The organism is Actinoalloteichus caeruleus (genome assembly GCF_049311605.1).
Taxonomy (GTDB): domain Bacteria; phylum Actinomycetota; class Actinomycetes; order Mycobacteriales; family Pseudonocardiaceae; genus Actinoalloteichus_B; species Actinoalloteichus_B caeruleus.
In genome coordinates this window covers 1,733,400-1,745,837 of sequence record NZ_CP186005.1, presented here as the reverse complement: position 1 = coordinate 1,745,837, position 12,438 = coordinate 1,733,400, and the positions used below count along the sequence as shown (strand labels likewise).

Annotated in this window: 9 protein-coding genes; 3 read left to right on the top strand and 6 right to left on the bottom strand. The window is 74.0% G+C overall.

The features are described 5' to 3' along the window. Positions 1-59 precede the first annotated feature (59 nt). Complete coding sequence (locus ACOJVX_RS07850; protein WP_051313963.1) at positions 60-1,214, bottom strand: hypothetical protein; 1,155 nt, start codon at positions 1,212-1,214, stop codon at positions 60-62. Positions 1,215-1,387: 173 nt separating this feature from the next. Beyond that, the gene (aspS, locus tag ACOJVX_RS07845; protein ID WP_026418903.1) at positions 1,388-3,166 is read right to left on the bottom strand and encodes an aspartate--tRNA ligase; all 1,779 of its coding nucleotides are present in this window, start codon (positions 3,164-3,166) and stop codon (positions 1,388-1,390) included. A 331-nt stretch (positions 3,167-3,497) separates the two neighbouring features. On the opposite strand from aspS, the gene ACOJVX_RS07840 reads away from it, so the two are divergent. Next, positions 3,498-3,992, top strand: coding sequence for a hypothetical protein (locus ACOJVX_RS07840; RefSeq protein WP_418155612.1), 495 nt, complete (start codon positions 3,498-3,500; stop codon positions 3,990-3,992). A 131-nt stretch (positions 3,993-4,123) separates the two neighbouring features. Here ACOJVX_RS07840 and ACOJVX_RS07835 read toward each other — a convergent pair whose 3' ends face one another. Further along, on the bottom strand, positions 4,124-5,275 hold the full coding sequence (locus ACOJVX_RS07835) for a YncE family protein (protein ID WP_422647369.1): 1,152 nt from the start codon (positions 5,273-5,275) through the stop codon (positions 4,124-4,126). Between the two features lie 255 nt (positions 5,276-5,530). Continuing rightward, the gene (locus tag ACOJVX_RS07830; RefSeq protein ID WP_030227766.1) at positions 5,531-6,598 is read right to left on the bottom strand and encodes an Rv2578c family radical SAM protein; all 1,068 of its coding nucleotides are present in this window, start codon (positions 6,596-6,598) and stop codon (positions 5,531-5,533) included. A gap of 189 nt (positions 6,599-6,787) precedes the next feature. Between ACOJVX_RS07830 and ACOJVX_RS07825 the strand changes: the two genes are divergently transcribed. Beyond that, entirely contained in the window at positions 6,788-8,308 is a 1,521-nt protein-coding gene (locus tag ACOJVX_RS07825; protein ID WP_418156073.1) for an acyltransferase family protein, read from the top strand. A gap of 195 nt (positions 8,309-8,503) precedes the next feature. Next, on the top strand, positions 8,504-10,612 hold the full coding sequence (locus ACOJVX_RS07820) for a YibE/F family protein (RefSeq protein WP_422647368.1): 2,109 nt from the start codon (positions 8,504-8,506) through the stop codon (positions 10,610-10,612). On the opposite strand, the gene ACOJVX_RS07815 is transcribed toward ACOJVX_RS07820, so the two are convergent. Together ACOJVX_RS07815 and hisS are read right to left on the bottom strand one after the other, a co-directional pair. Then, positions 10,522-11,169 (bottom strand): hypothetical protein, encoded by a 648-nt coding sequence (locus ACOJVX_RS07815; RefSeq protein WP_026418907.1) that lies wholly within the window; start codon positions 11,167-11,169, stop codon positions 10,522-10,524. The two genes, ACOJVX_RS07820 and ACOJVX_RS07815, sit on opposite strands and share 91 nt — an antisense overlap. Beyond that, entirely contained in the window at positions 11,166-12,428 is a 1,263-nt protein-coding gene (hisS, locus tag ACOJVX_RS07810; RefSeq protein WP_026418908.1) for a histidine--tRNA ligase, read from the bottom strand. Before hisS ends, ACOJVX_RS07815 begins: the two co-directional genes overlap by 4 nt. Positions 12,429-12,438 lie beyond the last annotated feature (10 nt).

The following is a 12,438-nucleotide window of genomic DNA, read 5'->3' as shown; positions in this document are numbered from 1 at the left end:
ACGACGCTACCCGGCGACCCGGTCGGGTCGGTCCGGCGACCGCCGGGGGGACGCCGTGGTCAGCGGAAGGCCGGGTAGGTGGGCAACTGCTGGGTCTTGAGGCCGAAGTGCGCCCGGATGCCCTCCGCGACCTGCTCGGCGTGCTCCCGCATGGTGGGGCTGAGCCGCTCGTCCCCGGCGAGGCGCTCCCACTGCGTGAGCAGGGTGAGGTACCGCAGGATCGGGTCGCCGTGGTCGTTGGCGGCGGGGACGTCGGCGCTCCGCTCGTTGGCGATGCCCAACAGCTTCCAGGTGGTCAGCCAGGCCCACAGCAGCTGCGCCCTGAGCAGCCACGGCATCAGCACGGCGTCGTCGTCGAGCTCGGGCCACACGGCGCTGACCTCGGACCGCCACGCCGCGAGCATCGCCTGGGACATGCGAGCGGGTATCGCCGAGCCGCACCAGCAGGAGGCGAAGGGCACGCTGAGGTTGACCGCGTCCAGCGCGATGTCGCGCATGCAGCCGCCCTCGAAGTCGAGGAAGCGGACCCCGGAGCTGGTGACGACGCTGTTGTCCGGGCAGATCTCCGAAGGGCTGAACGCGCGGTAGCGGCCGCGCGCGAAGAGGCGGACCTCCTCACCCAACTCCGCCAGCACCGCGTCCGGGGTGTCGACGCCGACCGTCTCGGCCAGCAGGGTCGGCAGCTCGGCCAGCATCCGTTCGGAGTCCTCGACGGCGGCCGGCCGCGCCGGTTCGAGCCCGCCGAGCCGGCGGACCAGGGTGTCGAAGTCCGCTTCCCGCCCGGCCGTGCTGGCGTGGAGGCGACCGAGCCCCCTCGCCCAGGCGAGCAGGGCCGTCTCGGCGGCCCGGGTGTCCGAGCCCTCCAGCCGGTCGGTCAGGGTCGGGGCGCGGCCGAGGTCCTCCAGGATGACCAGCCGCTCGCTGGCGTCCTGACCGACGAGTTCCGGACCCACCCAGGTCTCGGAGGGCAGGGCGGTGAGCAACTGGCAGCTGGCCGCCTCGTGGGCGAAGGGGTCGGCGGCCGCCTCGGGCGCGGGGCCCTGGTAGTGCTTGATCACCAGCGATCGGGGCAGCGAGAACGGGTTCTCGACCACCCTGACCCTGATCACCACAGCGCGGCCGCTGCCGCCCAGGTCCTCCGGGTCGCCCAGCCGCACCGGGGCTCCGAAGCGACGGGACAGCGCGGACTCAGCGGCGGCAACCGTTGGAGTCATCCCAGTGGTTTCTTCGGTTGTGCCGTCGACCGCCGTTGGCCGACCGACCGCAATCTCCAGACTCATCTCTTCCGACCCTACCGCTGTTCGGGTCCTCATTTGGCCACTCTGCGTAGTACATCAAGGTGAATTCGGGGTGTCCGGGCGTGTCGCACCCGGACACCCCGCGTTCCTCATGCCTCCGCGGTCTTCCTGACCGGCTTCGCGTCAACACCGGCCTCCCGGCGCTGCTGGAGGGTGATGGGCGCCGGAGCCTGCGTCAACGGGTCGAAACCGCCTCCCGACTTCGGGAACGCGATGACGTCGCGCAGCGAGTCCGCGCCAGCCAGCAGCATGACGATGCGGTCCCACCCGAAGGCGATGCCGCCGTGCGGCGGGGGGCCGAACTTGAAGGCGTCCAGCAGGAACCCGAACTTCTCCCGCGCGTCCTCGGAACCGATCCCCATGACCTCGAAGACGCGCTCCTGCACGTCGCGCTGGTGGATCCGGATCGAGCCACCGCCGATCTCGTTGCCGTTGCAGACGAGGTCGTAGGCGTAGGCGAGGGCGTGCTCCGGGTCCTGGTCGAACCGGTCGATCCACTCGGGGGTCGGCGAGGTGAAGGCGTGGTGCACCGCCGTCCACCGGCCGGAGCCGACGGCGACGTCGTCGGTCTCGTCGACGGACTCGAACATGGGCGCGTCGGTGACCCAGACGAAGGACCACGCGTCCTCGTCGACCATTCCCGTGCGGCGCGCGATCTCCAGCCTGGCCGCCCCCAGCAGCGCCCGGGCGTCGGAGGGCCGGCCGGCCGCGAAGAAGACGCAGTCGCCGGGAGCGGCGCCGACCGCCTTGGCCAGTCCCTCCCGCTCCCCGTCGGAGAGGTTCTTGGCGACCGGGCCACCCAGGGTGCCGTCCTCGGCGACGAGCACGTAGGCCAGTCCCTTGGCGCCGCGCTGCCTCGCCCAGTCCTGCCAGGCGTCGAGCTGGCGGCGCGGTTGGTCCGCGCCACCCGGCATGACCACGGCGCCCACGTAGGGCGCCTGGAAGACCCGGAAGGTCGTCTCCGAGAAGTACTCGGTCATCTCGGTCAGTTCGAGACCGAACCGCAGGTCCGGCTTGTCCGTCCCGTACCGCGACATGGCCTCGTGGTAGGTGATCCTCGGGATGGGCGTGGTGATCTCGTGGTCCGCCAGCTCGGCCCACAGCGCGGAGACGATGCGCTCGCCGAGCTCGATCACGTCCTCCTGCTCGACGAAGCTCATCTCGATGTCGAGCTGGGTGAACTCCGGCTGCCGGTCGGCCCGGAAGTCCTCGTCCCGGTAGCAGCGCGCGATCTGGTAGTAGCGCTCCACCCCGCCCACCATGAGCAGCTGCTTGAACAGCTGCGGGGACTGCGGCAACGCGTACCAGGAGCCGGGTTGGAGGCGGGCCGGGACGAGGAAGTCCCTGGCGCCCTCGGGAGTGGACCGGGTGAGGGTCGGGGTCTCGACCTCGACGAACCGCCGCTCGTCGAGCACGGAGCGGGCGACGCGGTTGGCCTCGCTGCGCAGCCGCAGCGCGCGGGCGGGACCGGAACGCCGCAGGTCCAGGTACCGGTACCGCAGCCGGACCTCCTCCCCCGCCTCCACGTGCTCGTCGAGCGGGAAGGGCAGCGCGGCCGACTCGGACAACACGTCCAGCTCGGTGACCGTGACCTCGATCTCGCCGGTGGGGATCTCGGGGTTCTCGTTGCCCTCCGGGCGGACGACGACCTCGCCGGTGACCCGCAGGCAGAACTCGGAGCGCAGGCGGTGGGCCCGCTCGGCCATCTCGCCCTCGCGGAAGACCACCTGGGCGACGCCGGAGGCGTCGCGAAGGTCGATGAAGATCACTCCCCCGTGATCGCGACGGCGCGCCACCCACCCGGTGAGGGTGATGGTCTGGCCTACATGCTCGGCGCGCAGGGCGCCGGCCTCATGCGTGCGCAACACGAGTTCGGGTCTCCTTGTCCTGAGATGTGCGTAGGCTGGGTCGCCAGCCAGGTACGCCAGGGTGACCTCAAGAGGCTAGCCAATCCCCGACCACCGCCGTCGAGCAGGTTTCCCGGCCCACGGCCCGGCGACCGCGAATCGCCCGGCCCCCGCGCCGGCGACGGACCGCGGACCCCCGGCCCCGCCTGATCCGGCCGAAGCGTTCCGCCCCCCGAGTGAGGGGCCGATCGCCCGATCGCGCCGCGGCGGCGTCGTCCGTTACGACTAGTTGCAACACCGTCACAGCTTGCTCCGATGAACAGGCGTTACCGACCCCTTGGAGGAGTCCGACGTGACCGATGACAACAGGTCGAAGATCTGGATCCGCAGACACGGCTGGTGGCAACCGCCGCAGCCCTTCACCGAGGACAGCGGCTGGCACCTGTGGCCGGCGGGGCAGGTGCTGAGCCGGTCGCCGCTGTCGGTGATGACCCCCGGCTTCGAGTACTACGTGTGCGACGGCGGCCCCTCCCGGCGCCGGGCCTTACGCCGGCTGGTCCGGGTCGGCAGCGTCTCCCCGCGTTTCGTCGTCACCTCGCTCGACGACGGGTTCGACCAGTTGGGCGCCTTCTTCCGCGACCAGGACCGCACTCTCAGCGTCGACGGCTGGTACAAGGACCAGTACACGCGGGACAAGTTCCGCTCACCGAGGAACTTCCACCTGTTGGCCTGGACCTTCGAGGTGGCCGAGACCGTCGCCGTTCCGCTCCCCTCGACGCTGCGGTTCGCCCCGAGCGGGTGGCTGAACCTGGAGCGCGACGCGCTGTCGCCCGCCGAGGTGGGGTGACCGGGAGGGGCGAGCGCCCGGGACGCGAGCACGGTTCCCGGCCGGCTTCTGGGTCGTGCGGGCGTCCTCCTGGCACGATCTCGCACCCATGCGCCAGGCGACGGCGGCACGCGGTCCCGGGCGGGAGGGGTTCACCCAGATCCGGCGCGCACCAGGTGGGTCATCACCGGCGCGTGCTCGCCCGGCAGGTCGAGGGTGGCGCTGACCTCACCCGCCGCCGCGTCGATCACGGAGATGCTGCTCTCCCGCGCGTTGAGCGCGAAGACCCGTCGCCCGTCCCCCGAGACGGCCAACGCGGTGGGTCCCGCTCCGACCGGGACGGCGGAGGCCGCGCCGGTCTCCCGGTCGATGGCGGAGACGGCGTCCTCGTCGACGCGCACCGCGTAGACCGGGTCGTCGGGTCCCGCCGAGACCGCGGCGTCGCCGTGCGCGACCTCGGTCCGCGCCTCCCAGAGCACCTCGAAGGTGCCCGCGTCGAGGTCGCGGAGGAGCCGCTGGTCACCCTGGTCGACGAGGAGGAGCCGCCCACCGGTCGGGCGGAGCAGCGCCGCCGGCGAGGGCAGCCGGGCGGTGCCCACCGACAGCTCCGCCGCGTCGACGACCAGGACCTCGGGCGCGGCGGCGGCGGGCAACAGGGTCCGCCCGTCGTCCGTGCTGACCGGCCGCAGGGTGCGGACGCCGAGGTCGACCGTGCCGTGGAGCTCGCCCGTCGCCGCGTCGAGCACGGTCAGGGTGTCCCCGGCGACGGCCTTGACGACCAGCATTGACCCGTCGGAGGTGACGTCGAGGTAGAAGGCATCGCGGTCGCGGGCGGGGAAGGTGGCCACCACCCCACCGTCGGCGGTGTCGATCACGGTCACGACGGCCTGGGCGCCGGCGCGCGTCAGGGCGTAGACCCGGCCACCGTCCGGCGAGGCCGCCAGGTCGCTGGGCGGGGCGTCGACCGGGACCGTGCGCACGACGTCCCCGGCGGCCGGGTCGACCACCAGCACGGCGTCGGGGTTCGCCGAGCCCACGTAGAGGCGGTCGCCCCCGTTCCGCTGCTCGGGAAGGGCTGTGCCGTTCGTCCCGGCGGGAGTGGCGGCGGCCGGACGCCCGCCGGGGGCCGTCGGCGCGGCGAGCGCGAGGAGCAGCGCGAGCGCGCCGACCGCGACCCGCCGCGCGGTGCGGAGGGGCCGCCTTCCCGGTGCGGGCGCGCCGCGACGGGTACGGGGCCGGGCGGTGTCGGCAACGGGGCTGGAGTCCGGGCGCGGGCGACGACTCGGAGCGGCGGAGCTGCGCATGGGGGTGTCCCTCCGGCTGGGTCACGGACGCGCGGGAAGTGAAGCAAGTTCGGACCGGTTCCGGCGAGCCGCCGCTCCGGTGGGATGCCGAACCTGTCCGGGGAACACTCCGGGCGGGTGACGGGCGAACGGACACGCCCGCGCCCGAGCCGGCGCTCCCGCCGGCGGAGCCCGGAGCTGGGTCGGCCGCCGCCTCCTCGTCCCCGTCGGCGGCCGGCACGGCGCCCGGGTCCGGGCGCCCCGGAACGCGGTGGGTCAGAGGAGCGTGAGCTGGGTGGCGTGCTCCCGGCTCGGACGGCTGGGCGGGGCCGCCGACGACGTCGCTCCCGAGCCCCGGTGCTCCCCGGGCCGTTCGCGGAGCAGGCCGTGGGCACGGGCGGCCAGCCGGACCCGTTCGGCGACGACGCGCTGGTAGGCCTTCGGCGCGTACGCCCCGTCCCGGTACAGCCGTTCGTACCGCTCGACCAGTCCAGGGTGCTCCCGGGCCAGCCACGCCAGGTACCACTCCCGCGCCCCGGGGCGGAGGTGGAGCACCACCGGCGTCACGCTCGTCGCGCCAGCGGCGGCGATCGCGGCCACGGCGCTGTCGATCCGCTCCGCCGAATCCCCCAGGCCGGGGAGGATCGGGGCCATCAGCACACCGCACCCCACCCCGGCGTCGGTCAGCCGCCGCACGGCGTCCAGCCGCGCTCGGGGGGAGGGGGTGCCCGGCTCCACCGAACGCCACAGCCGCTCGTCGAGGTGACCCACCGACATCGACACCGAGACGGAGGTGCGGCGGGCGGCGCGCTCGAGGAGGTCCAGGTCCCGCAGGAGCAGCGTGCCCTTGGTGAGGACGGAGAAGGGGTTGGCCGCGTCGGCCAAGGCTCCCAGGATGTCGCGCATCAACCGGTAGCGGCCCTCCGCCCGCTGGTAGGGGTCCGTGTTGGTGCCCATCGCCACGTGCTCCCCCGTCCAGCCCGGTCTGGCCAGTTCCCTGCGGAGCACCTCGCCGGCGTTGACCTTGACGATGACCCGGGTGTCGAAGTCGTGGCCGGCGTCCAGGTCGAGGTAGGTGTGGGTCCGCCGGGCGAAGCAGTAGACGCAGGCGTGGGTGCACCCCCGGTAGGGGTTGACCGTCCAGCCGAAGGGCATCGACCCGCCCGGTACCCGGTTGAGGACGCTCCTGGCCATCACCTCGTAGAAGGTGATGCCGGCGAACTCCGGCGTCGTGGTCTCGCGGAGGAACCCGTGGAGCCGTAGCGGCTGTTCCATGCCGGGGAGCACCGCCTCGCTCCGGGCCGCTCCGTCCGCCCGCTGTCCGTCCCATCGCACGGCGAGCATTCGAACACACATTCGAGCGACGGACAACGAGCACCCGGTTGCGACGCATGTAAGATCTCACTTACAGGTGACACTCCACCAGTTCACCAGTCAGTCAAGCGAGGGCACCGGACCCGGGCGGTCGCGCACCGCCGGCCGAGGGGACTCGTCCTCCTCGTGCGCCCCTCACCGACCACCGGGAGCACCGACATGACCGATTCGCGTCTCCACTCGCCGGGAACGCTGAAGGACCACCGTGCCCGCCCGGCCGTCGGCGGGACGACACCCGACCCGGCCGAACCACCGCCGTTACCCGAGGACCGGGGCCGCACCGCCGGGCGACGGCGGGAACCGCCGATGAGCGCTCCGACACGGGCACGTCCCCGGCCCCACCTGCCCATCCGGGACGTCAGGGCGGACGCGGGAGCCACCGCCCCGGGAGCCGCGCCACCCGCCGCGGGCATCACCGCCCTCCGACCATCGACGGCCAGGCCGGGCCGGGACCGCCTGGTGGACCTGGTGCGCGCCTGGGGAACGATCTGCGTGATCGTGATGCACTGGGTCATCCCGGAGGTGGCCTGGAACGGGCATCAGCTGGAGATCGGCAACGCCCTCGTCCACGGGTGGGGCTGGCTGGCCACCTGGGCGTTCCAGGTCATCCCGCTGATGTTCTTCGCCTCCGGCTGCGCCACCCACCTCCAGCTCAGCCGCCGCCCGCGCCCGACCCTGTCCTTCGTCCGGGCTCGGATCCGACGTCTGCTCCCGCCCGTCGCGGTGTTCGCCGCGTTCTGGATCGCCGCCGCCGTCGTGTTGCCCCTCATCGGGGTCCCGACGTCGGCCGCGCACTCGGCGGCGACGCTCGCACCGCAGCTCCTGTGGTACCTGGGCGTCTACCTGATCCTGCTGCTGCTGTCGCCGCTGCTGTTCCGCGCCTTCGCGCGGTTCGGCCACCGGCTGACCCTCGCGGTGGCCGCCGGCGCGGCGCTGGTCGACCTCGCGCGCTTCACCCTGGACCTGCCGGTGCTCGGCCTGACCAACATCGTGTTGGTCTGGGCGGTCCCGTACCTGCTCGGCTACGCCTACGCGGCCGGTCTGCTGACCACGATCCCCCGCGGCACGCTCCTGGTCGGCGCCCTCGGGAGCCTGGCCCTGCTCGCGCTGCTGGTGGCGGTTGGGCCCTACCCGGCCAGCATGGTCGGTATGCCGGGCGCCCCGCTGTCGAACATGAACCCGCCGACGGTCTGCCTGCTCGCCCTGACCGGGCTGCACCTGTCGCTCGCGCTGCTGTGGCGGCGACGCCTGGAACGGCTGGCCGCCCGCCCCACGGTGGCCGCCCTGGTCGGCTGGATCGGGCGGCACAGCATGACGCTGTACCTGTGGCACCTCACCGCGATGTTCTTCGTCATCGGCGCTGCGCTGTTCGCGCTGGACCTGCACCTGCCCGACAGCTGGAGCACCCAGTGGTGGCTGACCCGTGCGCTCTGGTTCGGCGCGGCCGGCCTGGTCCTCGCCGTGCTGGTGCTGGCCTTTCGGCGCGCTGAGCTGCGCCGGCCCCCTCGGCCGGGGACCCGCCCCTCCCCCGTTCCCCTCTCCCCTGTTCTCCCCGCCCCGGTGGACCTCATCGGCCCCGAGCTGCCGTCGGCGGGAGGCGGCGCCGGGCTGCGAGCCCGGACCAACGCCGCACCCGCCGTCCAGCCGGTCCACAGCGCCCGCTGGGACCAGCGCCGGTGACGGCGGGCACGCTGCCCGGTCCGGACCTAGGATGAGCCGGCGGCGCTGATCGGTCCCGCGTCGCGGCCGACGCACCCCGGCGGTCCTCGGACCGCCCACGCGTGCCCAGGGGACGCGCCGCCACCGGCCCGACCAGCACGGAGGGGAGGACCCGGCGCTCCCGCCGCGCGAAGCGGCGGCCGTCGGCGAGTCTGGATGAACGGCAACGGCGACCAGGACTGGTTCCGCTCGGCGGGAACCCCCGCCCCCGGCCGGGAGCACCCCCCGGAGAGCGCCACCGAACGCACCGACGAGCTACCACCTGTCGCCGGTGCCCCCCACCGGGACGGCCGGCCCAGGAGCAGTCGTCGACCAGCGGGTGCGGGCCAAGGGCGAGGCGACCTCCCCGGCACGTCGGTGCCCGGCGAGACCGGTGAGACCGGGGGGCCGCCGTCCGCCCCACCGCCCGACCCGAGGCCGGGGTCCCGGTCCTCCACCGGCGCGAGGCGTGCCGAGGCGCCGACCTCAGCGCCGGGCGGCACCCGACGGGCCCGGCCCCGGCCGGACGACGGCTCCGAACCGGGTACGGCGCCACGACGTGAGCGGCGGGGCGCCGGGGTCGAGCGGGACCGCGCCGGCCGAGCCCGCCCAGGAGGACGGCCGGCGACCCCCGGCGGAGGGGCTGGCCGCGTCCGAGGGAGGCGGCCGGCGGAGGGGAACCCGGCCCCCGGTGGCGGCGGGGGCGGATCCGGCCCACCGCCGCAGGGCCCGCCCCCAGCCGGGCACGGGCACGGACACGGGCACGGGCACGGGCCGAGCACCCCTGCCTCGCGCCGGGTCCGGCTGCTGCTGGCCTGGCTCCTCACCCCGTGCCTGCTGGCCGCCCTGGGCGGCATGGTGTGGCTCTACCCCTCCGGGTACGAGTCGCCCAACCCCTCCGAACTGGGCTTCGGCGCCGAACCGGTGAACGGCGACATCACCGCCACGGCGGCGTCCTCGTGCCAGACGAGCCTGGCCGAACCCGGCGCGAACCCCCCACCTCCCGCGCCGCCGCCAGGAGGTGGCGACCAGGACTGCGTGCGGCTGGACGTGACCCTCACCAGCGGTGAGGGAGCGGGGCGGGTCATCACGCAGGTCCTGCCCGTCGAACCCGGCACCCCGCGCTTCGCGGTCGGGGACCAGGTGGTGCTCTCCTACGCGGGCAGCGAGCCGGACAACCCGATGTCCTACCAGGTCGTGGACTACCAGCGCGGGCCGGCGTTGGCCTGGCTCGCGGCGCTGTTCGCGCTGTCCGTCGTGCTGCTCGCCAGGTGGAAGGGACTGACCTCCCTCCTCGGACTGGCGCTCAGCTTCCTCGTGCTCGTCTTCTTCGTGCTCCCCGCGATCCTCGCCGGGCAGGACGCCGTCCTGGTCGGTGTCGTCGGCTCCGGCGTGATCATGTTCATCGTCCTGTACCTCGCGCACGGCTTCTCCGCCCGGACCTCGACGGCGGTGCTGGGCACGTTGCTCAGCCTCGGCCTGATCGCCCTGCTCGGGGTGTTCTTCGCCTCGACGACCCGGCTCACCGGTCTGGACGACGAGACCACCAACCTCATCACCATCGTCGGCGGCAGCATCGACCCGCGCGGTCTCCTCCTCGCCGGTGCCCTCATCGGCGCGCTCGGCGTGCTCGACGACGTCACCGTCACCCAGACCAGCGCGGTCTGGGAGCTCCGCGCCGCGAACCCCGCCCTGGGGTGGCGGCAGCTGTACGCGGCCGGGCTGCGCATCGGTCGGGACCACATCTCGGCGGCGGTGAACACGCTCGCCCTGGCCTACGCGGGTGCCGCGCTGCCGATGCTCCTCGCCTACTCGCTCTCCGGGATCGACTTCGGCACGCTCGTCGGCGCCCAGGTGGTGGCGCAGGAGATCGTCCGAACCCTCGTGGGCAGCATCGGCCTGGTCGCCGCGGTCCCGATCACCACGGCGATCGCGGCCGTCGTCGCCTCCCGGGAGGACCCGCCGAACCCCGGCGACCGCACCCCCCGGTCCGACCCCGGCCCCGAGGACGGCGGCGGCACCGAGCAGGAGGACCGGAACGGGGACGGTCCCGCCGGCGGCACGTCGGACAGCCGGGAGCGGACGGGGGAACGGGCGCCTTCCGAGGCCGGCGGTCGGCGCCGGCGCGCGGAACCGGACCACCGCCCCCCGTCCTCCTTCCCGGCGGAGCGACCGCCGCGGCGGGACCGCCGGGATCAGTCCAGGGCGGCGACGAAGCGGGCGACCGCGTCGGAGCCGATCCGCCGGGGCACCCGACCAGCCGGCACCAACGACGCCAGCTGGTAGAGGGGCCGGTCGGCGGCGGCCTCCCCACGCGCGTCGGCCCGGAGCTGGGCGATCAACAGCTGGGACAGGACCAGCGCCCGGGTGTCCCCCGTGGCCGCGAGGGCGTCCGCGAGACGCCGCAGCTCGTACACGCCCAGTTCCCGGCCGCCGGAACCCGCGTAGAGGGCCACGGCCACGTTGACCAGCCGCCGCCGTGGTCCGCCCTGGACCAGGACGCCGATGGTCCGCACACCCCGCTGGTCGGCGACCAGCACCGTGATGTCGGTCAGCTCGGCCAGGTCGACGGTCCGCGTGCCCAGGGCGCGCACGGAAAGCTCCGAGCCCGAGAGCCAACACCGGCGGCGCGACTCCGCCCAGGCGAGGAGCAACAGCGGCACGGCGACGACCGCCGCCGCCACCAGACCGGCGGTGCGCCCCCCGACCAGGCCGAACAGGCCGCCCAGGGCGGCCCCGACGAGCACAGCGCCGATCCCGACCGACTTCGCCCGTTTGCGGAGGAACTCCGGCGGGAGCAGGTCGAGCGGGATGCGGTCGGTCTCGGCTGCCCGCTCACTCACCCGGCCAACGCCTCCTTCACGGTGGTGAGCAGCTCGGCACGCCCGACGGCGCGCTGGGACCCGTCCCGGAGGTCCTTGAGCTGCACCTCGTCCTGCTCCAGGTCCCGGTCCCCCGCGACGACGGCCAACCGGGCCCCCGAACGCCCGGCGGCCTTCATGGCCCCCTTGAGCCCCTTGCCCCCGTAGGCGAGGTCGACCCGGACCCCGGCGCCGCGCAGCGCCGCCGCGATCCGCACCAGCTGCCGCTTCGCCGCCTGCCCCAGGGGGACGCAGTAGACCTCGCAGCGGGCCTCGTCCCCAACGGCCAGCCCCTCGGCGCGCGCCGCGAGCAGGGTCCGGTCGACCCCCAACCCGAAACCGATGCCGGACAGCTCCTGACCACCCAACTGGGCCATCAGGCCGTCGTAGCGGCCACCGCCGCCGATACCGGACTGCGCGCCCAGTCCGTCGTGGACGAACTCGAAGGCGGTCTTGGTGTAGTAGTCGAGGCCCCGGACCAGGCGCGGGTTCTCGGTGAACTTCACCCCCAGCCCGGTCAGGTGTTCCTTGACCTCCTCGTAGTGCTCACGGCACTCCGGCGAGAGGTGGTCCACCATCAGGGGGGCGTCGGCCAGCAGCTCCCGCACCTCCGGTCGCTTGTCGTCGAGCACCCGCAGGGGGTTGATCTCGGCGCGCCGGCGGGTCTCCTCGTCCAACGGAAGGGCCCGCAGGAACTCCTGGAGCCGCTCCCGGTACTCGGGGCGGCAGGTCGAGTCACCCAGGCTGGTCAGTTCCAGCCGGTACCCCGTCAGGCCGAGCGCCCGGTAGCCCGCGTCGGCGACCGCGATGACCTCCGCGTCCAGCGCGGGGTCGTCCACGCCGATCGCCTCGACGCCGACCTGGAGCAGCTGCCGGTACCGGCCGGCCTGCGGGCGCTCGTAACGGAAGAACTGCCCCGTGTAGTACAGCTTCACGGGCAGCTGTCCCCGGTCCAGGCCGTGCTCGATGACGGCGCGCATCACCCCGGCCGTGCCCTCGGGGCGCAGGGTCACCGACCGGCCGCCCCGGTCGGTGAAGGTGTACATCTCCTTGCTGACCACGTCGGTCGACTCGCCGACGCCCCGCGCGAAGAGGGCGGTGTCCTCGAAGACGGGCAGCTCGACGTAGCCGTAGCCGGCGCGTCGCGCGGCTTCGGCGAGGGTGTCGCGGACGGTCAGCAGCGCGGCGGACTCCGGCGGCAGGTAGTCCGGGATGCCTCGGGGTGCGGTGAAGGCGGTCATGGTGTGCGGA